A 20,410-nucleotide genomic window follows, 5' to 3' on the forward strand; every position below is an offset into this window, starting at 1 on the left:
TCTAATTCAAGTGGCGAAGAGTAGCAGCAGCAGTACAAGCAGCCTTACCATTATGCTGATGCCCGCTGATACGGCGGTCAGGGAGACTCCCAGCCTTACGCCGAAGATCGATGTATAGTTGGGCAGAGTTGATCTGATGGTGAAGACGGGCAGCATGAACATGCTTCCCAGCATCAGGACCATCAGAGCTTTCAGCTCCGATATGCCGCCATTCTGAATCAACGGTCCGAGGAGGACGATTCCCGCCTTGGGGCTGGCCACATAGATGGTCAGCGGGATCACAGTCTCTGCTGGGATCCGGAAGATGCTGGCAAGAGGAGCCACGTTCAGCGACTGCAGTATTCCCGCCTCGCTCAAATAGAGAACGAGAAATGTCATAATGAAGTAGAGTGATGCTATCCGCAAAAACAGCTTTTTCTGACCGCTCAGTGATTTTCGGGCAGCATCTATGATGCTCTTCTCCTTGGTAACTGGCGAAGGCTCTAAGGAGGAGATGACCTCTCCTGCCAGATAGGCTCTGCCCAGGATTATGACAATCAAGAGCTTGATCAATCCCGTAGACAGAGACACAACAGCATAAGCTCCTCCCACATAAAGGCCCAGCACCGGAACTACAAAGGCCAGTTGATAGGTGAAAAGCTCTCTGAAATAGACCGGAACGCTGTTCATCAGAGCGGAGAGAAAGGCCTGACGATCGCTCAACTGCCCATCATGCCGGAGCCTGGCGGTCATGGCATTTGCCGCCAGGGCAGATCCCAGGCCTACCACAAAGGTGGAGGCTGCGGCTGCAGGCAGGCGGGATAATGAGACCAGGGGACTGGCAAGATAGGAGAACCTCTGAAAGAGGCCCATCTCATTCATGATGCCGGTAATAAAAAGCATCAGGAATACGGTGCCCATAGTATAGACGGTCCCGTCCAGAGTCTGCCAGAGTATATCGATCAATTCCGCTCCCAACCTCCGAGCTGAATGAACCTTCAGAATGGACTCGAGGTCGAATCAGCCCTCATATCCGGGCAGCACTGTCCTCTTGCGGGCTATATCCGCAAGAGCGGTCCTCCTGCTTCTCCCACCATATCTTCACCCGGATCGATGAGCCGTTCAGAACAAATGCCCCCTCCTCCCATTTCATAGCCTTTTCCAGATAATCACGCAGCACAGCCTTTTGTTCTTTGGTATCAGCCCGGGCCTGGGGGGCAAGCTCTGCCACCGCATCCTCCAGGGTGGAGTGGCGCTGATCGTGCTTCATCCTGAAGGTGGTGATATTCGGATAGATGCCCATCTGGTAGAGCACATTGTAGAGCACGTCGCTCATTGGACCGCAGATATAATTCCTTCCATGCAATCTGGGCCAAAGCTCCTTCCACATCCCGCTCCAGGTGCTCTCCCCGGCGAAATGGTAGAGATAGATGTATCTGGATGAAGCCTGGATCATCTTCTCAATGGCATCGCGGATGTCCATCATCCCTAAAGAGAAGGATGCAACCACTACATCATAAGGAGGATCCAGATCCCTGGCCACATCCACCTCCTCCCAACGCTTCTGGACGATTGTGATGTTCTCGACGCCATACTCGGCCATCTTCTCTCTCATGACGCTGCACATGCCGTCTGCCGGCTCCACCGCCGTTACATGTGTCGCTTTTTGGGCTAAGGGGATGGCCAGGGTGCCGGGCCCGGCGCCGATATCCAGCACGCGAGACTTTTCTGTGATATCCGTCTCCCAGATAACTCTTTCAATCCTGTTCTGCTCCTTTTTGCACATATCCCAGAATCTAAGAGCGCTCTCTTTGCTGCTCCAGATGCGGGCACAATCCCTGCCGGGGCTTGACTCTCTGCTCCGCTTCATCTGGCTCTTCCAGATCTCGTTCCAGTCGATATCTTTTCCTGGGTCGATCATTGTTGCTGCATCCTCTCCTATTTTAAATCGCTTCAGCTCTCCTCATATATTGGCTTCTCGGGAACCAGGTAGATCGTCCAGAAGACCAAAAGAGTGATCGCTGCTTTGACGATCATATTGGTCCAGATCATCTGCACCAGCCCTTGAGTTCCCAAGATACCCATAAAGGCGATCACCGGAAAGAGAAGGCTGTCTATGGGTATGGAGACGGCATTGGAGGCGAAGACTCGCGTCCATTGGGGCCAGCTTTTGCGCGCTCCACGGGTCCAGATGCGATAGACCCTGGTGTCGATCAGCTCCGCCAGGAGGGCAGTGAGAATTGAGGCTAAGACGATTCTCATCTGCAGGGAGAGGACCGACTGCCACCCCTGGCCTGAGCTGTCCAGGATCCCGAAGAGAAATGTCCAGGCCGCCTGCCCACCGCTATTTGCCCAGTCAGTCTGGGCGGGCAGGAGGACCACGAACTGAAAATAAATGGCCGCAAGCAGATTAAAGCCCGCTGCCAGCCAGATGGTGGTCAAGGCCGCCCTCTCTCCCAGCTGCTTGTGGATCAGGTCCCTCCAGGTGAAGGTCAGAGAATAGATGAAACCGGCATCCATGACCAGGCTGCCGAAGCTTGTGACCTTGGTGGCGGCGATGTTTCCCGCCAGGGAAAAGAAGAGGTAAAAACCGCAGAGGATTATGGTGGCCTGAGTCTTATCGAGCTTCAGCCGTCCCCATGAGACCGAAGATCCTTTCTGCTCCGGAATCTCTTTAGCTAAATCGCTTTTAGCCATCTGCCCCTGAGCTCCATGAAGCTGCCACATCTTATGCTTTCCCTTATACTCTCCATCAGCCGAAGCATGAAATGGAGGTTATGCAGGGTGGCCAGACGGAAGTAGGAGAGCTCTCCTGATACGTACAAATGGCGGAGATAAGCTCGGGAATATCTGCAGCAGGTGGGGCAAGAGCAGGCAGGATCAACGGGCAGATCGTCCTCCTTGAACCGGGCGGACTTGATATTCAGGCGGAACTTGTTTTGCCGCGATCCACCGGACTGGGGCGATAGGAGAAGGCTTCCTCTGCGAGCGATCCTGGTGGGAGAGACGCAGTCGAAGGTATCGATCCCCCTGGCCACGCACTCGAAGATGTCATCTATCTCACCGATCCCCAATAGGTGCCGCGGCCGGTCGTCCAGCCTGGGGATCGTCCAGTCCAAGACCTGATGCATATCTTGCTTGCTGTTGCCTAAAGATCCGCCGATGGCTATGCCGTCAAAGGGCTGGGAGACGATGAAGTCGGTGCTCGTCCGCCTCAGGTCCTCAAACCACCCTCCCTGGATGATTCCGTAGATGGCCTGGCTCTTATCATGATAGCGAATGGACTCTTCCGCCCAATCATGAGTTCTGTGCATGGCCTTTTTGGTATAATCGTAGTCTGACAGGGGGGAGGTGCACTCGTCAAAGGACATGATGATATCTGAGCCCAGGTTTGATTGAATCCTCATCGACCTTTCAGCATCCAGGAAATGCCAGGCCCCATCGGCCATGGACTTGAAAGAGATGCCCTGGTCTGTGATCTTTGTCAGGTTCTCCTTCCTGGCATTCTTCTGCCCCTTCCCGTCCGCCCTTTTGGATCCTTCCTTCGCTCCCCCTCCGTAGCTCTTCCTGTAGTTTGATCTGTAGATCTCGCTCTCCAATGGCTCCTCTTCGCACTGTTCATCTCCCTGCTGCTGGCAGTCATTTCCCTCTGGAATAAGGTTCAGCTCCTGCGGGAAGATGTTGCCGATCTTGGCAATGTTATGCTCTCTTCCAAAGCCCAGGGAAAAGGCTTGAAAGCCGCCCGAGTCGGTGAAAAGGGGGCGGGAAAATCCCATGAACTTGTGCAATCCCCCCAGCCGCCCGATCAGCTCGTCTCCGGGCTTCAAGTGAAGGTGATAGGTGTTGGCCAGGGCACAGGAGACGCCCAGGGACACCAGGTCATCGGAGCCCAGAGCGCGCACGCTGCCCAGGGTGGCCACGGGAACCAGATAGGGAGTCTGGATGTCACCCCTTCGGGTTTTTATCAGCCCTGCTCGGGCATTGCTCACCTGATCCCGGTCCAGTACCTCAAAGGAAAATCCGCTCATCTCGGTCTGCATCCATGCAACTATGTCATTAATGGACTTTATGGCTCTTTTTGCCCTTTTTCTCCTCCGCTATTGAATCGGATCATGGGCAAACTTATTTAACAGGATGCATTAAGGTCTGGGGAGGTGTTAAACATGTCAAAGAGCCGAATGGTTTTATTCATGCTGCTGTGTATATCTCTTCTCTCCATCAATGCCTTGGCAGATGATGAGAACTTCAGTGTGAACATCTCCGCGAGCAAGTTCCTGGGAAGCTATCTGGTGAACGAGACGGGATTTGCCCTTTACTACTACCAAAATGATAGCAGTCTCGATGGAATGAGCACCTGTAATGATGATTGTGCAAAGATGTGGATGCCCTTTTATGTTGAGGATCTGACCCTGCCTGAGAGCCTCAATCCATCCAACTTCGCCACCATCGAGCGAGCTGATGGTTCTAAGCAGACGACCTTCAAGAGCTGGCCATTGTACCTCTATTCCCGGGACAGTTCACCAGGAGATGCTCGCGGGAATGGCCTGGAGGATGATCAGTGGCGCGTCATCGATCCGGCCAATCAGCCCGAGCTCATCTGAAGAGCAAAAAATTGGTGATTAAGCTCTAAATAGCGATTTAAGGCCCCAAACAGAGGCCTCATACCCTTTTATGATGGAAACATCTGGAACCCGCGGGGGAATTTGAAGCCTCTCTTGCCCAGCTCCTCATCCGCTGCCCGGAGGGCTTTTGGATCGTTTCCGGCAGCCAGCACCCTCTTCAGAACACCGTCCGAGGACTCCTCCTCTTCCACCTGCTCGTCCACATACCACTGCAAGAATTTCCGTGTCATTGCGTCCGATTCGCTCTCGGCCACTGCCACCAGATCATGAATCATCCTGGTCACCGCCCGCTCGTGCTCCCAGACGTGAGCAAATGCCTGCTGGGGCGACTCCCAGCTATGCTGTGGCGCCTCCACGGCGAGCATCTTCGCCTTCTCGCCGGAAGCGGCAACATAGTCCAGCAATTTCATGGTGTGGACCAGCTCTTCTCCTGCCTGAACCCTCATCCAGCTGGCAAACCCCCTGAATCCGATGGATTCAAAGTAGTAGGACATGGAAAGATACAGATAGGAGGAGTATAACTCCCGATTTGCCTGATAATTGAGGGCTTCATTCATCCTTTCGCTGAGCATAGTGATCTCCAAGCAGACAAAGCAGCAGATTCTGAGCTTTACTCCACCTTATTGAACAATTCCTTTCCCACGCCGCACTCCGGACAGGTCCAGTCATCCGGCAAATCCTCGAAAGCCGTCCCTGGTGCTATGCCGGATGCCGAATCCCCTTTCTCTGGATCGTAGATATATCCACAGACAGTGCATACGTATTTGTCCATTTCTGTCTCACCACTCCTTCGTTTTTGCCTTCTTGCTAGATGAAACTTTCCAGCTTGGATCCGATCTTATCCCCTCTCGCCAAGAGCGGCTTCGTCTGGCTGTAGGCCTGATCGAATCGCGGTGCGTCAATCTGATAGAACTTGCCCAGGGGTATGGGCGACTCGGAGTCGTCATAGCTCCAGCGGCGTATGATCTCCTGGGCCTGGTCAAAGCTGGCGGCATCGTTTCCTTCCACGGAATAGGTTCTCCTGTTATAGCTCTCATACATATTGAAGTAAGAGACGCAGACCTGTAAGACATCCACAAATGAGAAGCCTTTGTGCAGTATCGCCTCTTTAAAGAGGGTCTGAAGCTGCTCAATCCCGTGAGAGTAGCCCCGGGCGATGAAGGTGGCGCCGGCAGAGAGCATAAGGTCCAGAGGGTTCAGGGGTCGCTCAATGGATCCCTCAGGAGTGGACTTGCCCCGGAATCCGGTTGGTGAGGTGGGCGTGTACTGGCCGGTGGTCAGGCCGTAGACCCGGTTGTCATGTAAGATCAGGGTTATGTCGATGTTCCTCTTGGCGGCGAAGATCAGGTGGTCCAGACCCTCAGCCAGGCTGTCGCCGTCTCCAGAGAAGCAGATCACATTAAGATCGGGGTTGGCCAGCTTTATGCCTGTGGCAACGGGAATGGTCCGGCCGTGGATGGAGTAGAAGCTGTTCACATCCAGGTAGTCCACGATCTTGCCGTGGCAGCCGATGCCCGAAACCAGGACGGTGTTCTCTACTGGGAAACCCTCCTCGTCCATTCGGGCGAGGACCGCTCTTATTGCATTCAGAATGGAGAAGTTACCGCAGCCGGGACACCAGGTATTGCGGGCAGTGGTGGATAGGTCCTGAGGCTTCATGCTTCCCTCCTTTCCAGCTCGATTTCCAGATCGTTCAGGGAAAAAGGCCGGCCGTCGTATTTCAGGATTCGATCATCGACATCGATGCCATACTGGCGGCATAGAGTCGCCAGCTGGCCTGTGGCATTGCATTCCACAGCGATCAGCCTCTCCACACCCCTGAGGGCATCCTTTAGCCTATTCTCAGGGAATGGCCAGAGAACCAACACCTGAACTGCCCTCAGTCCCAGACTATCGGCGGCCTCTTTGCATACCCCCTTGTTCGAGCCCCAAAACAAGAGGCAGGTCCTGCTCCTCTCATCACCTAAGAGCTTCACAGTCTCGTATCCCTCCAATTCCCTGGCCAGGGATTGAGCCTTGAGCACTCTTTTGTCGCTCATCTCCCTTGTTATCTGAGGGTCCTCAGTGGTTATGCCTGTGGCATCGTGCGCATAGCTGTCCGCCTTTATCACCTGCCCCCTCTGAGGAGGATAGGCCAGTGGAGAGACGCCGGTATCGGAGTGGCGGTAGCGATGGTAGTCACCCTGCTCATTCCATAGCTGTGCCGGTCGAGCAGTCTCTGCCTTTCCTGTAAGCCCGAGGTCAAGGCTATACTGGCTCTCGCTGACGATCTTATCCGAGAGGATAAACGCGGGAATCTGATATTTCCAGGCCAGGTTCAAGGCTGCAGCAGACCAGAGATATGCATCCTCTGCGTCACCCGGGGCGATCACCAACCTGGGAAACTCCCCCTGGCCGGCATTGATTACAAAATGCAGGTCGCCCTGTGCGGTATAAGTGGGAAGGCCGGTTGAGGGCCCGGTCCTCTGAGCCACGACGATGGCCAGGGGGATCTCAGCCATCCCCGCCAGGCTGAGGGCCTCGGTCATGAGACAGAATCCTCCTCCTGAGGTCCCCACCGCCGCCCGGACACCGGCATAGGCGAATCCCTCTGCCATGAGGATCACGGCGATCTCGCTCTCCGGATGGACGACCTTCAGGCCGAACTCCTCCGCCGAATTGGCCATGAAGTCAAGAATGGCCGAGGATGGGGTCATGGGATAGGCCACATAGGCCTCAAGACCTGCCCTGATCAGGCCCAGGCTGATGGCCTGGTTGCCGGTGATGATGGGCTCAGGACTGTTGTCCAGCCATGCGATGCGGCAGAACTCCGAGGCCTGGTCATATCCCCGGCGGGCGACCTTGAGGTTCAGTTCCAGCTTCTTTGGGATATGCTTTTTCAAGACCTCTTCCAGCACCGTCCATTCGATGCCTACCGCATGACAAAAGGCACCCAGAATGCAGCTGTTCTTCATAACTGAAGGGGCCCCCTCCTCTTTCAGGATGCCGGTGACGGAAATGCCGCAGCTCTTCTCGGCTATGCCCTCTCCCATTACGTTATCTGCATCGAAAATGAAAATTGAGCCCTCCTTGAGGCGGCCGGAATGTCTATCCACGGTATCCTGATTGAGGGCGATGAGCAGGTCTATCTCATCTCTGCAGACGCCGATCCTCTCGGATGAGGCTCTGACCATCGAGAAGTTGTGCCCGCCTCTGATCAGAGAGGGATAGTCGTAGTACATGAATATGCGATAGCCCAGGCGGTTCATGAGCCGGGCGGCAGTCAGACCCGCCTCGTTTATGCCGTCACCGGCGATGCCGCCTATGAGGATAGAGAAGTCTTCCATCAAATCACCCTGTGCAATTCAATGCAAATAATTTGTCTTTATCTTTGATTGTATAAAGCCCCTCGCATTGGTGCTATTATATTACATATGAAGAATGATGCAAGTTTTGGCGATGAAATGGGAAGCACTTCCCTTTAAGGTAGGGTAGTTCACTGATATATTTTAAGTAGCATACCTATCAATGTAGTCGGCAAGGTGGTAGTCATGGACCGCAAAGGCATCTTTTTCCGATTATCCTGGCTGGCGATTGCATTGCTTGCAGCGTCTTCCTCAATCATAGCCGCCTCGGCAATTGAGATCGAGCCCATCGAGGATAAGATCTTGATCCTCTTTCCTTACCATGCCCTCCTGGTGTTATCCGGCCTTCTCTTCCTAATAGCGGGAATGGTCTGTGCTAGGTACCTGAAAGGGAAGAGATGGTGGTTGAAGGCTCATAGGACCCTGGGGATCGCCGGAGCCGCATTGACCCTTTCCGGGATTACCGTCGCCATCTATATGGTCTCAGCAAGCGCGGGATTGCAGCCCCCAGGAGGACCTCATGCCTATCTCGGCATCATCGTCTCCTTAATGGTGATCTTAACTCCCGTTCTGGGTTTCATCCAGCTGAAGAAAAGGGATAAAAGGCTGCAGACAATTCATAGATGGTCCGGCCGGATGACCATAGCTCTTATGATCATCAATGCCTACCTAGGCTGGATGATGATCCAATCATTCCAATAAAATAAAATTTTGTGATGGCGAAAGGTGATAGATGGATGGCACAGATAGGCTACAATGAGACAGTTATGGATCACTTCATGAACCCCAGGAACGTGGGGGTGATCGAGAATCCTGACGGCTACGGCAAAGTGGGAAATCCCGTCTGTGGGGATCTCATGGAGATCTTCATCAACGTCAAGGACGACCGGATCGACGATATCAAGTTCAGGACCTTTGGCTGCGGCTCGGCCATAGCCGTCTCCAGTATGGTCACGGAGATGGCAAAGGGTAAGATCTTGGACGAGGCGATCAAGATCACCCGCGATGATGTAGCCGGTGAGCTTGGCGGGCTGCCCCCGCAAAAGCTGCATTGCTCAAACCTGGGGGCCGATGCCCTGCGCGCTGCTATCAAAGACTACTGGGTGAAGATCGGCAAGATCAGCCCCCAGGAGGCTGCGGTGGAAGAAGAGGTCCAAGAGGGAGATCATTGCGATACCGATGAGGGTTGATTGCATAAAATGAGTCCCGGGCAGGAGGGACGCCGAAAGCGTCATCCTGCCATCCTGAAGATGCCCAGATCTATTGTTATAGCAGCACAATTCAGCTTCTGCTGATCATCGTACCGATTCCTTCTGTGGTGAGCAGCTCCAACAGGATGGCATGGTGCTTTCTGCCATCGATTATATGGGCTTTCTCCACTCCACTCCGCACCACCGATACACATGCCTCCACCTTGGGGATCATTCCCCCCTTGATTATGCCCTCGGCCACCAGCCGGCCGAAGTCCGAAGCAGGGAACTCGGAGATGACGCTCGCCGGATCATCCGGATTCATGCGCACTCCTTCCACATCGGTGATGGAGAAGAACTTCTTCGCCCTCATGGCTATAGCTACTGCTCCCGCAGCGGTGTCGGCATTGACATTGAAGTTATTTCCCTGATCATCGGTGGCAATGGGGGATATAACCGGGATGTAGCCCTTTCCTGCCATGATCATCAGGATCTCCGGGTCCACCTTCTCCACGTCTCCCACAAATCCCAGGTCCACAGGCTCCTTTCCCTCCACCATCTGCAGAGCTTTCTTCTTGGCCTTCAGGAACATGCCGTCCTGGCCGGATAGGCCTATGCCCTTGCCCCCATGCTTGCCGATGAGGTTGACAAGCTCTGCATTGATGTGACCAAGCAAGACCATGCGGGCAATGCTCAGGGTCTCCCGATCGGTCACCCGCAGGCCGCCTACGAACTCCGCCTTCTTGCCGAACTTCTCCATGGCCTGGGATATCTCCGGGCCGCCCCCATGAACGATGATGGGATGGATGCCGATATAGCGCAGGAGCACCACATCCTGAATGAAGTCCTCCAGCACTGCGGTGTCGGACATGATAGAGCCGCCGATCTTGAAGACCATGATGGAATCATAGAACTCCCGAATGTAAGGCAGAGCCTCAATGAGCACCTGTTCTCTCTTAACTGTCAATATTCATTCCTCTCGGATTTAGGGTTCCTCTACTCAATGGATATCAAGACATCGCCGGGAGCGACTGTAGTCCCTTCTTTGACATAGATCTCTCTTATCTTGCCATCCTTATTGGCCAGGATATTCTGCTCCATCTTCATCGCTTCCAGGACTGCTACTGGATCCCCTTTGGCCACCCGGTCGCCCTTCTTGACCTTATAGCGGATGACCACGCCCTGCATGGGAACGGTCACCCCATCAGTGGGAGCCTTGGGCTGGGCTTCTTGAATGGTCATGCCCGCTGGAGCCACCTTGACCAGATAGGCCTCGCCATCGATCTCGACATTGAGGGCCAGGGGCTCGGCTTTTAGGGAAGCTCCCAGATCCGATGCCATATCTTTTTTAACCAGGGATTCCTCTGTGGCTGCTCCCTTGAGGAACTTCAGGGCCACCTGGGGATAGAGGGCGTATGTGAGGTAATCCTCCTCCTTCTTGGCGAGGCCGAGGGCGTCAACTGCTTTCTTTGCCTCCTCATATTCGGGGGGCAATAGGTCTGCAGGCCGTACGGTGACTGCGTCCTCATCGCACAGGACCTTGATCCTGACCTTGGGGTCGATCATGGCGGGCGACTTTCCATACAGGCCTTTGACGTAATCCTTGACCTCTTTGGGAACCATCTTGTAGCGGTCGCCTGTGACCACATTCAGGACCGCCTGGGTGGTCACTATCTGGCTGGTGGGTGTGACCAGGGGAGGATATCCCAGATCCTTGCGAACCTTTGGCACCTCTGCCAGCACCTCCTCGTACTTGTCCATGGCCTTCTGCTCATTCAGCTGGCTGACCAGGTTGGAGAGCATGCCCCCCGGAATCTGATAGACCAGGACATTGGTGTCCACCCTGGAGGCGATGGCATTGAATACCGGGGCATAGATCTCCATGATCCGTTCGAAGTATCTTTTGATCTCAGTCAAGAGCTCTAGATCCAGGCCGGTGTCATAAGGGGTTCCCTTCAGAGCTGCCACCAGGCTCTCTGTAGCCGGCTGTGAGCTGCCGCCGGAGAGAGGAGACATGGCAGTATCCAGGATATCTACTCCTGCCTGGCAACCATGGAAGTAGCTCATCTGAGCCATGCCGCTGGTGCAGTGGGTGTGCAGGTTCACCGGGAGGTTGACCTCCTTTTTTATGGCCCGGATGAGGTCATAGGCATTCTTGGGGGTGATCAGGCCGCCCATATCTTTGATGCAAATGGAGTCGCAGCCAAGCTCTGCCAGCTGGACGGCGAACTGGGCAAATTGCTCATTGCTATGCACGGGGCTGATGGTGTAGCTTATTCCGGCCTGGACATGCTTGTCCATCTTCTTGGCAGCCTTGATCGATCGCTCCATATTTCTTATATCATTGACCGCATCGAAAATCCTGAAAATATCGACCCCGTTCTCGGCTGCTCGCTCCACAAATCTGTCCACTAAATCGTCTGCATAATGCCTGTAGCCCACCAGGTTCTGCCCGCGAAGCAGCATCTGCATAGGGGTGTTAGGCATGGCCTTCTTAAGAGCTCTCAACCTCTCCCAGGGATCCTCATTCAGATAGCGAATGCAGCTATCGAAGGTAGCTCCCCCCCAAACCTCCAGAGAGAAGAAGCCGACCTGGTCCATCTGCTCTGCTATGGGTAGCATGTCCCTGGTCCTCATTCTGGTGGCCAGCAGAGACTGATGAGCATCTCTAAAAACCGTTTCTGTAAGCATTACCCTGCCCATAAAGATCACCTCTTATTTGGTCCCTCTTTAAAATCCCTTCGCCTAATGAATATTATATCAAGAGCTTCCATCGATCAAGCTGCCATGGATCAAGCAACTGTCGCGAGCCCCTCCATTTTAGCCTGGCGGTGGTATTCCTCTCCTGAGAATCGCGATGCATTTTTTTTTTTAGCTGTAATGTGTTAAAAAATCTCATTAGATGACTAATTTCCACCAACTCTGCACATTTGCATAATATTTCTTAAAAGTTATTGCATAGAAGCTTTTTTTTGGGAATTGAATCAGAAAAGCCTCTAATATGCTGGCTGAACTTATCGCAAAGCGAATCAATGGCACTTGCGAAAGGTTTTATTAGCAATCAACTCAGGAGCTTGGGACTATTTGCCTGGAGCGATGCGAACGCAAATGCTTCTTTCTCTCTCTTTCAAAAGAACAGATGAACTAAATTTTTGCCGCTATTAAGTTATCTTGTGCTCGATTTGTACGGAAGTGTACAGCGGAAGTATCTATTAATAATACTACTGCCCTTTAAGGGTTGGAGCTGATTAGAGATGAGACTTAGAGTTGTAAGTGCTAGAAACGAGATATCAAACCTTAATCCAAATGAGAAGACAGTTCATCTGGCATTCAGGGCCAGCAATGTAGATTTTCTCAACTTGATGCAGAGATGCCCAAGGCTAAGAATGATTCAAGTACCACCCTCCTACCGTAAGACCATGTCCAACGCTATCCAGGTGTTCCTCGATATGCAGGGCATAGAGCTATTAGAGGGCGATGTTTGGGGCCACAGAAAGGATCTGGATGAGTACTTCACCGTGGATGATACCACTATCGATGAGATCCGTTCCCTTGCAGCCAGCGGGGCCAGCATGGACGAGGTGGCAAACCAGATTCAGAAAAAGGCCAGGCTCGGTCCAGAGCTGATCAAGTACATAGCCCGGACAAAGATCACCGCCTGATTCCGGCCCAGCCAGGTCTCAGGCCTGGCTTTGCCTTCTATTTCTGCACCAGTGACAGCTAAAATAGACCTGCAATAATTATAGAACTCTTAGAAGACACAGATTATTTTCGACTGAACTCTAAGCCCCACCAGACTCCATCGGGAAAGGTTCATCTCATCTGAATATATGATCTAGTTTTGTGAAGTGCGATGTACTGGTAGTGGGCGCCTCATCTGCCGGTGTGATGGCTGCCATATCCGCTGCTGAGGGTGGGGCCAGCGTTATGCTGCTGGACAGAAACCTCGGCCGCCTGCACCATGATGCCAATACCCTCTTCGAGGGAATGGCAGCAGTCTCTGGAATCGAGATCAAGGACTGTCTGCTGAAAAAGGAGCTAGAGGGCATGCGCATTCTCAGCCCCTCGGGCAGGGGGGTCACCATTCCTGCCAAAGGCTACTTCATAGACCGGGATGCCTTTGACCGCCACTATCTCCATCTGGCAGAGAAGGCAGGAGTCGCCCTTCTATCCGGTGAGGTCCGGAGCCTCCACCTGGAAGGCAATGGAAGGACGGTCGGCCTGAAGGGAGTCCAGATTCATGCGCGAGTGGTGATAGATGCCTCTGGGGTCCAGTCCGGCCTCTCGGAGAAGGCAGGCCTCAAGCCCATGCGCCACCCAGAGGATATAGCCTGGGCAGTGGAAGCAGATATAGAATATCCCTATCTGGGCGAGGAGATGTTCTTCCAGTACTGGGTGGGAAGCATGGCACCGGGCTGGAAGGCCACATTCTCGCCTGCGGGCGGCGACCTTGCCACAATAGGGGTCTTTGTGCGCGGCCACGGCCAAAATGTGCAGCCATTCTTCGATAGATTCAGCAGGCTCTTCAAGGCCCAAAAGGCTTCCCAGTACAAAAATATCGACCGGATGAAGGTACTATCTGTCAGGAGGGGAGGCGATCCCATATGCGTCATGCCAGGAGAGATGGTGGCCGACTCCCTGATGGTCGCTGGCGGCGCAGCCGGCCAGAGCGGCCTGGCCTACAGCATGCGAGCCGGCACCATCTGCGGCATAGTGGCGGGGGAAGCCGTCTTGAAGGATGATGTATCTCATCGCTCGCTCTCGGAATATGTGCGGCGGTGGAAGCGGGAGTTCTACTGGCAGTACCGCATGGGCCGGTCATCTCTTCAGACCCTCGGCCAGATGAAGGATGAAGAGATAGAAAGGCTGATTTGCGGCCTCTCTGGAAAGGGGCTCGTCTCCAAAGGACCCTTCTTCAAAAAAGCGCTCTATGCCGGGGCGCTCGTCACAATGATACGCCCTCAGACCCCCTATGACCTGCTTGTGAACCTCATACGATAGTGGTTTTTGCCCTTCTGGATAAATGGGCACTGGGCCGATGGATTGGAGGGCCGCCGAACCTCTGAGATTGTATACTCAAAATGGAGATGGCAGTATCCTTGGAAAAGTCCATTTAGCAAAAGATCGAAAAGGTCAGTTATGATCGAGCTGTCAAGCGACCCCTATGTTCTGAAGACCAGGAACACTCCTCTGACCGAGGCGGACTTCAGGATTCACCTTAACATAAACTGGTGTCGCGGAGTCCTTTTCAACGTGGTGGCATTGAAAAACTCAATCGCTGTAGTGGAGTATGATGCTATTCTATGGTCGGAAGACTCCATAATGTTCATTGAGTACAAGGATTCGCCCGCCGCCTATAAGGATCTCTCTTCCCGAAGGGTCCAGCAGATGAACAGCTTCGCCAAGAACATCGCCCGTGGCCTGGGATTCAAGAGCTTTAATTTCGTGGTGGTGGTAAAGGGTCTGGAGGAATCGACGAGCAAGGGTGGAGTGGTGGTCATGCCCCTGGTTGAGCTGGGAAGCTACCCGCCGAACTTCGTCTCATCAATCGCCGAACTGGAGTATCTTGATAAGATGATTGCCAAGTACTCACGGGCGGGTGAGGTGCAGTTTGCTTTGGATCTGGAAAAGCTCAGGAAGATCTTCGAGATAGAGCAGGCCTGAGGATTGGATCTGATGATGAAAATGAAAGGATACGGATGGTCGAACGGTGCTGCCTCCATTATAAATGCCGTGGCAACCTGGAAGGGCTCGGCCTTTGCCATCGAGCTTGTAACCCGGGCCGTGGTTGAGCTGGACCACTCTTCTGGAATCAAGGGAGAGGTCCCAGGGGTGGATACCCGCTTGATTGAGCGCTGTGTGGAGAGGGTCTTGGACCATCTGGGCCTTGAATACGGGGGTCGGGTGAGAACATCCAGCGAGATTCCCATAGCTAGCGGCCTTAAGAGCAGCAGCGCAGCCGCCAATGCCGTCATCCTGGCAACACTTGATGCACTTGACGTGGATATGGATCTGGTGAGTGCTGCCAAGATCGGGGTTGAGGCGGCAAGGGAGGTTGGAGTCACCATAACCGGCGCCCTGGATGACGCTCTCGCCTCGATGCTCGGCGGGGTGGTGGTCACAGACAATCGCGAAATGTCCCTCCTTCGCAGGGATGAGCTCAACTGCAGTGTTATGCTTCTGGTTCCCGATCAGAGGATCTTCTCCCGGGATACTGATATCTCTCGATCCAGGATCATTGCTCCGATGGCGGATCTGGCCTTCGATCTGGCCATGCAAGCCGACTATGGCCGGGCTATGACCCTGAATGGGCTGGCCTATTGCGCCGCTTTGGGCCTTTCGTCTGAACCCCTGATCCTGGCGCTGGAGAAGGGGGCACGGGGCACAAGCCTCTCGGGGACCGGGCCCTCTTATGCTGCTCTGATCGATGAGAGCAAGATGGATGGGCTTGAAGAGTCCTGGAGGGCATTGGGCGGAAGAGTGATAAGAACGAAAGCAAATAACAGGTGCGCATCCAGGGGGCAAGGATTTTGACGGATCTAAATAAATACAGGAGTGATATCGAGGAGGTCGACCAAACCATCATAGAGCTCATCGATAAACGAATAGGAATCACCAAAAGGATCTTCGAGGTCAAGAGGAGAGAGGGAAAGCCGATCCGCGATCCTGAGCAGGAAGGCCGAGTCTTGAGACGGGCGATGGACCTGGCCACGGAGAAGAATCTGGATGCTGGTGCCGTAAAAAATATCTACGAGATTCTGATCCGTATGAGCACCCAAAAGCAGCAAGAGCTTCAGGGCGAGAATCAGAGCTGAGCTCTCGATGAAACCCTTGATGTGATGGAAGGATTTTTGGCCAAAATTGATCTCTTGGAGCAGCCATGGTTGATATTGCTGTTATTTCGGGGTCCAAATCAGATCAGCTGATTGTGGACAGGATTTTGGGCAGGCTGAAGGATGAGGGCGTCTCCTTTGAGCATCGAGTGCTTTCCGCACACAGAAATCCCAAAGAGCTGGAGGGGTATGTATCTGGAACCGACGCCCACGTCTTCATCGCCGTTGCCGGCCTCTCTGCTGCCCTGCCGGGAGTCATCGCCTCCCAGACTCATCGCCCAGTGATAGGGGTTCCAGTTAGCGCGAAGCTGGGTGGCCTGGATTCATTGCTCTCCATTGTTCAGATGCCTCCAGGCGTTCCAGTGGCATGTGTTGGCATCGACAATGGTGAGAATGCGGCGTTGCTGGCTATTAGAATTCTGGAATCTGGAAGATAGCTATTTATACAATGTCCGTGAGATAACGGCTCAAAGGTGGGATAGGATGTACAAGCGGATTTTGATCGCCACAGATGGCTCAGAGAAATCTAAAGCAGCCGCTAAGGAGGGCATGGAGCTCGCAAAGGCGCTGGGAGCACAGGTCATAGCGCTCAATGTTGTCAACGAAGTCGTTATTGCAAGCGCCGTTCGCCAACTTGGATCAGATAGAAAGGATGTCGAGGCCAGGCTGAAGGCTGCAGGAGAGAAGGCAGTAGAAGAGCTCAAATCCATGGGTGCCTCTGCCGGCGTAAATATCGACACCGTGGTGAGAATCGGCGCACCCGCAACAGCAATCATAGATACCGCAGGGGCAGAGAAAGCCGATCTGATCGTCGTGGGAAGCCACGGGGAGTCCGGTGCCACTAAGCTATTGATCGGAAGCGTTGCACAGAAGGTTCTTTATTGGGCCACGATTCCTGTCCTGGTAGTGAGATGATCTGAATGGAAGCTCTAGTATTGGGAACTCCCTTGCTCTATGCCTCCTTTGCCATTGTATTCGTGGTGGGTGTAGTCCTGGGCTACTTTGTGATTAGCTTGATCGGCTCAAGCTGAAAGGTCGAGGAAGGTCACCGGATCACTCCGGTGAAAACTTTTTCTTTTTCATATTTAATTAAAAGGTGCTATCTTTTGAAACTGCAGAATAAAGCGAGCAGAATAAAAAAGAGTTGAGCCGATTTGACGGCAACGCCTCATTCTTTGAAATATCTGGACGCCGTCTCCAGGCTTCTGGCCATAAGATCTGCTGCCCGTTCTATATCATTTAAATTCAGCACCTCTACTGGCGAGTGGATATAGCGCGTGGCGACGCTGATCACGCCGGTGGGAATTCCGGATCGAGTTAGGTAAATGGAGGTGGCATCAGTCGTCCCGCCGTCCGAGGCCTCGAGCTGTACTGGAATCTCAAACTCCTTGGCCGTCCCCACCAGCCACTCAATCACCTGCGGAGTAGCGATCAACCCTCTTCCCGAGCCGTCGGCCACGACCAGTACTGGGCCTTTGCCCATCTCTATGGGCGCATCCTTCTTCTCAATCCCCGGATGGTCGCCGGGTATTGTCACATCTGATGCGATGGCGATATCCGGGTCCAAACCGAAAGCGGCGACCTTTGCTCCCTTCAATCCCACCTCCTCCTGCACTGCGGCCACTGCATAGATGGTTGATTTTGATTTGGTCCTCTTCAGAGCCTCGATCATCATAACCAGGCCGGCGCGGTTGTCGAAGGCCTTGCCAGTTACAGTGTCTCCATGCATCGGTACGAACTCTCGATCTATGGATATTGGCGTGCCCGGCAGGATCCCCAGCTCCTCTACCTCCACCTGGTTTGAGCAGCCGATATCGATGAACATATCTCTGGCCTCTACCACCTTCTTTCTGTCCTCATCCTTCATAACATGAGGAGGCTTTGAGCCGATCACGCCCACCACCGGGCCGGAGCTGGTATGGACGATGACTCTCTGATTTAGCAGGGTCTGGTCAAACCAGCCGCCAATGCGAATGAAGCGGATGAAACCCTTCTCATCAATCTGTTTTACCATCAGACCGATCTCGTCCGCATGGGCATCGATCATAATCGATGGGCGGTCTCCCTTTTTCGTGGCAATGAGATTGCCAAGCTTGTCCACTCTCACCTCATCTACATAAGGAGAGATCTCTTCCCGTACGATCTTCTGCACCGACCCTTCCCATCCGGATATGCCGTGGGCGTTGCTCAGCTTTTCCAGCAATGATTTGATGTCGCTCATTAAACCCACTCGTGATTATGGGAATAAAGTTTTTCCCTTCTCAGTGTCATCCAGATATCTGATAACGATGACCTCCAGAATACCAGGATTCTACAAGCTTCCTCCAAATGAGAGGCTCAAGGCTGTGGCAGAGCAAGTGGCAGTTGGATCAGAGGAGATCTCTCAGGTTGAGAGGGGTCTGGTCCTTGATCAGGCTGAGAAGATGGTGGAGAATGTGATCGGAATGTTCCAGGTGCCCTTGGGCATAGCCACCAACTTTGTAATCGATGGCCAGGAGGTCCTCATACCAATGGCCACTGAGGAGCCCTCGGTGATCGCCGCCGCGAGCAACGGCGCCCGCATGGCCCGAGGAGGGGGGGGTTTTTTAACCTCCAGCACCGGGCCGGTTATGCGCGCCCAGATCCAGGCCACGGGAATTGATGATCCCTTTGCCGCCCGCCAGGCCATCCTCCTCCACAAGGATGAGCTGATGGCGATGGCAAATGAGTTGGATCCCATGCTCGTCAAGTACGGTGGCGGGGTTAAGGACATCGAGGTTTATGTCATCGACTCCCGGCTGGGGCCAATGGTCGTCACCCATCTCATAGTCGACTGCCGGGATGCCATGGGGGCGAACGCGGTCAACACCATGGCCGAGGCTCTGGCCCCCAGGATAGAGCAAATAGCTGGGGGCCGGGTCTATCTCAGGATCATCTCCAATCTGGCTGATCTTCGTTTAGCCAGGGCTAAAGCGGTATTCAGGGCGGAGGATATCGGCGGCCCGGAGGTGGTGGACGGCATCATCCTGGCAGCAGAGCTGGCGGTGGTCGATCCCTATCGAGCGGCAACCCACAATAAGGGAATCATGAACGGGGTGACGGCAGTGGTTTTAGCCACAGGAAACGATACCCGGGCAGTGGAGGCAGGAGCTCATTCCTATGCCTCCCGAACTGGCCGCTACATGTCTTTAACCAGGTATGAGAGGAACAGGGATGGCGATTTAGTGGGAACGATTGAGCTTCCTGTTGCGGTGGGACTGGTGGGAGGAGCGACTCGGGTCCATCCGGTGGCTAAGACTGCAGTGAAGATCCTTGCGGTGAAAAGCGCAGATGACCTCTCCCGCAAAATCGCTGCGGTGGGCCTCTGCCAGAACTTTGCCGCCCTCAGGGCCCTGGCCTCAGAGGGAATTCAGAGGGGGCATATGTCTTTGCATGCCCGCAATGTGGCCGTCCAGGCGGGAGCGAAGTGCGACCTCATCGAGCTGGTTGCTGCCCGCATGGCTGCGGAGCGGAGGATCAATGTAGACCGGGCGGCTGAGCTGATACGGGAGCTGGAGGATCGTGGACAGGAGGGAGTTTGAAGACGAGGATCGGAGTCCTCGGCCCTGAGGGGACCTACTCTGAGAAGGCGGCTTTAATCTGGTCAGAGGGCATGCCCTCCACAGTCCTGGTCTACTTCAAGGACTTTGATGGAGTCTTGCAAGCTGTGGAAGAAGGCGAGCTGGACTATGGAATCGTCCCTTTGGAGAACAGCCTGGAGGGTGCGGTGACGGTGGTCAATGATCTTCTTCTGCGCTTGAATGTGGTGATCGTGGGAGAGGTTAACGTTCCCGTAAGGCACTGCCTGGTGGGCCAGGGAGAGAGCGAGATAAAGATCATCCTCTCCCATCCCCAGGCTCTGGCTCAGTGCCGCCAGTTCATAAGGGAGCACTATCCGGGAGCGGAGATCAGGACCACGGGATCGACCAGCCATGCCGCCCGCCTGGCCCAGGAATTTGGGGAGATGGCGGCAATTGCCGACTCAGGCGCAGCAGAAAGATACGGCCTCCGTGTCCTGGCCAGGGATGTCCAGGACGTTAGGGAAAACGTCACCCGATTCATAGTAGCAGGGCGGCAGATCCCCGGGGCCACGGGCAAGGACAAAACTTCGCTCATCATCCATTTGGCTAAGGACAGGCCGGGGGCACTTTATTCCATATTGCAGGAGTTCGCCCAACGCAGCATAAACCTGACCAGAATCGAGTCCAGGCCCAGCCGTCGCGGTCTGGGAGACTACTACTTCTATATCGACCTGGAAGGGCATCAGGATAACAGCGTGGTTTTGGATGCCCTGGAGAAAATTAGGGAAAAAGCGGGAATGGTCAAGGTTCTGGGGTCCTATCCCCTGGACAGCTGATTAGGATAGTTCAAAATTGCAGCCCTAGTGGTATATACGGGAATAAACCACAAAGAGCCCATGATCC

General features: G+C 54.0%; 23 protein-coding genes. 12 read left to right on the forward strand and 11 right to left on the reverse strand.

What is annotated here, in order from left to right; all coding sequences use genetic code 11:
- Positions 1-6 precede the first annotated feature (6 nt).
- From BP727_RS10270 to tgt, 4 genes are all read right to left on the reverse strand, one after another.
- On the reverse strand, positions 7-945 hold the full coding sequence (locus tag BP727_RS10270) for a nucleoside recognition domain-containing protein (RefSeq protein ID WP_273278423.1): 939 nt from the start codon (positions 943-945) through the stop codon (positions 7-9).
- 61 nt (positions 946-1,006) lie between these two features.
- Positions 1,007-1,900: a class I SAM-dependent methyltransferase gene (locus BP727_RS10275; protein WP_273278422.1), complete on the reverse strand. Its 894-nt coding sequence runs from the start codon at positions 1,898-1,900 to the stop codon at positions 1,007-1,009.
- A 32-nt stretch (positions 1,901-1,932) separates the two neighbouring features.
- Positions 1,933-2,676 carry a VUT family protein gene (locus tag BP727_RS10280; RefSeq protein ID WP_273278421.1) on the reverse strand — a complete coding sequence of 248 codons (744 nt, stop codon included), beginning with the start codon at positions 2,674-2,676 and terminating at the stop codon, positions 1,933-1,935.
- Positions 2,658-4,019, reverse strand: a complete 1,362-nt coding sequence (gene tgt, locus BP727_RS10285; protein WP_276619320.1) for a tRNA guanosine(34) transglycosylase Tgt — start codon at positions 4,017-4,019, stop codon at positions 2,658-2,660. Before tgt ends, BP727_RS10280 begins: the two co-directional genes overlap by 19 nt.
- A gap of 123 nt (positions 4,020-4,142) precedes the next feature.
- Between tgt and BP727_RS10290 the strand changes: the two genes are divergently transcribed.
- Positions 4,143-4,580, forward strand: coding sequence for a hypothetical protein (locus BP727_RS10290; RefSeq protein ID WP_013720098.1), 438 nt, complete (start codon positions 4,143-4,145; stop codon positions 4,578-4,580).
- Between the two features lie 68 nt (positions 4,581-4,648).
- On the opposite strand, the gene BP727_RS10295 is transcribed toward BP727_RS10290, so the two are convergent.
- From BP727_RS10295 to BP727_RS10310, 4 genes are read right to left on the reverse strand one after another with little or no spacing between them, the layout of a single operon-like run.
- Positions 4,649-5,173, reverse strand: coding sequence for a ferritin (locus BP727_RS10295; protein ID WP_013720097.1), 525 nt, complete (start codon positions 5,171-5,173; stop codon positions 4,649-4,651).
- 38 nt (positions 5,174-5,211) lie between these two features.
- Positions 5,212-5,373 (reverse strand): rubredoxin, encoded by a 162-nt coding sequence (rd, locus tag BP727_RS10300; protein WP_013720096.1) that lies wholly within the window; start codon positions 5,371-5,373, stop codon positions 5,212-5,214.
- Positions 5,374-5,408: 35 nt separating this feature from the next.
- On the reverse strand, positions 5,409-6,260 hold the full coding sequence (locus BP727_RS10305; RefSeq protein ID WP_273278419.1) for a thiamine pyrophosphate-dependent enzyme: 852 nt from the start codon (positions 6,258-6,260) through the stop codon (positions 5,409-5,411).
- Positions 6,257-7,927 (reverse strand): 2-oxoacid:acceptor oxidoreductase subunit alpha, encoded by a 1,671-nt coding sequence (locus BP727_RS10310; RefSeq protein ID WP_286858697.1) that lies wholly within the window; start codon positions 7,925-7,927, stop codon positions 6,257-6,259. The genes BP727_RS10305 and BP727_RS10310 overlap by 4 nt, the downstream gene beginning before the upstream one ends.
- 204 nt (positions 7,928-8,131) lie before the next feature.
- Between BP727_RS10310 and BP727_RS10315 the strand changes: the two genes are divergently transcribed.
- Both BP727_RS10315 and nifU read left to right on the forward strand, forming a co-directional pair.
- Entirely contained in the window at positions 8,132-8,647 is a 516-nt protein-coding gene (locus tag BP727_RS10315) for a cytochrome b561 domain-containing protein (RefSeq protein WP_286858698.1), read from the forward strand.
- A 35-nt stretch (positions 8,648-8,682) separates the two neighbouring features.
- Positions 8,683-9,135: a Fe-S cluster assembly scaffold protein NifU gene (gene nifU / locus BP727_RS10320; RefSeq protein WP_048133240.1), complete on the forward strand. Its 453-nt coding sequence runs from the start codon at positions 8,683-8,685 to the stop codon at positions 9,133-9,135.
- 91 nt (positions 9,136-9,226) lie between these two features.
- Here the strand turns inward: nifU and argB are convergent, their stop codons facing one another.
- Both argB and oadA read right to left on the reverse strand, forming a co-directional pair.
- Positions 9,227-10,102, reverse strand: a complete 876-nt coding sequence (gene argB, locus BP727_RS10325) for an acetylglutamate kinase (protein WP_013720091.1) — start codon at positions 10,100-10,102, stop codon at positions 9,227-9,229.
- Between the two features lie 29 nt (positions 10,103-10,131).
- Entirely contained in the window at positions 10,132-11,838 is a 1,707-nt protein-coding gene (oadA, locus tag BP727_RS10330) for a sodium-extruding oxaloacetate decarboxylase subunit alpha (protein ID WP_276619327.1), read from the reverse strand.
- Positions 11,839-12,389: 551 nt separating this feature from the next.
- Here oadA and BP727_RS10335 point away from each other — a divergent pair.
- The 7 genes from BP727_RS10335 to BP727_RS10365 all read left to right on the forward strand — a co-directional run bounded on the left by BP727_RS10335 (position 12,390) and on the right by BP727_RS10365 (position 16,883).
- Positions 12,390-12,797, forward strand: coding sequence for a DUF1699 family protein (locus tag BP727_RS10335; protein WP_013720089.1), 408 nt, complete (start codon positions 12,390-12,392; stop codon positions 12,795-12,797).
- 181 nt (positions 12,798-12,978) lie between these two features.
- The gene (locus BP727_RS10340; RefSeq protein WP_286858703.1) at positions 12,979-14,136 is read left to right on the forward strand and encodes an NAD(P)/FAD-dependent oxidoreductase; all 1,158 of its coding nucleotides are present in this window, start codon (positions 12,979-12,981) and stop codon (positions 14,134-14,136) included.
- 138 nt (positions 14,137-14,274) lie between these two features.
- The gene (locus BP727_RS10345; RefSeq protein ID WP_013720087.1) at positions 14,275-14,799 is read left to right on the forward strand and encodes a hypothetical protein; all 525 of its coding nucleotides are present in this window, start codon (positions 14,275-14,277) and stop codon (positions 14,797-14,799) included.
- 15 nt (positions 14,800-14,814) lie between these two features.
- A complete protein-coding gene (locus tag BP727_RS10350; RefSeq protein ID WP_048133238.1) occupies positions 14,815-15,669 on the forward strand; it encodes a shikimate kinase in 855 nt (284 codons plus the stop codon).
- Positions 15,666-15,950: a chorismate mutase gene (locus BP727_RS10355; RefSeq protein ID WP_013720085.1), complete on the forward strand. Its 285-nt coding sequence runs from the start codon at positions 15,666-15,668 to the stop codon at positions 15,948-15,950. Before BP727_RS10350 ends, BP727_RS10355 begins: the two co-directional genes overlap by 4 nt.
- 65 nt (positions 15,951-16,015) lie before the next feature.
- Positions 16,016-16,405 (forward strand): 5-(carboxyamino)imidazole ribonucleotide mutase, encoded by a 390-nt coding sequence (locus BP727_RS10360; protein WP_013720084.1) that lies wholly within the window; start codon positions 16,016-16,018, stop codon positions 16,403-16,405.
- Positions 16,406-16,451: 46 nt separating this feature from the next.
- Positions 16,452-16,883: a universal stress protein gene (locus BP727_RS10365; protein ID WP_013720083.1), complete on the forward strand. Its 432-nt coding sequence runs from the start codon at positions 16,452-16,454 to the stop codon at positions 16,881-16,883.
- Between the two features lie 253 nt (positions 16,884-17,136).
- Here the strand turns inward: BP727_RS10365 and BP727_RS10370 are convergent, their stop codons facing one another.
- Positions 17,137-18,189, reverse strand: a complete 1,053-nt coding sequence (locus BP727_RS10370; RefSeq protein WP_276837124.1) for a M42 family metallopeptidase — start codon at positions 18,187-18,189, stop codon at positions 17,137-17,139.
- Between the two features lie 58 nt (positions 18,190-18,247).
- Between BP727_RS10370 and BP727_RS10375 the strand changes: the two genes are divergently transcribed.
- A complete protein-coding gene (locus BP727_RS10375; protein ID WP_342674285.1) occupies positions 18,248-19,528 on the forward strand; it encodes a hydroxymethylglutaryl-CoA reductase, degradative in 1,281 nt (426 codons plus the stop codon).
- On the forward strand, positions 19,525-20,343 hold the full coding sequence (gene pheA, locus BP727_RS10380; RefSeq protein ID WP_286858707.1) for a prephenate dehydratase: 819 nt from the start codon (positions 19,525-19,527) through the stop codon (positions 20,341-20,343). The genes BP727_RS10375 and pheA overlap by 4 nt, the downstream gene beginning before the upstream one ends.
- Positions 20,344-20,410: the final 67 nt, after the last annotated feature.

It is taken from the genome of Methanosaeta sp. UBA356, from assembly GCF_002496465.1.
GTDB lineage: Archaea > Halobacteriota > Methanosarcinia > Methanotrichales > Methanotrichaceae > Methanothrix > Methanothrix soehngenii.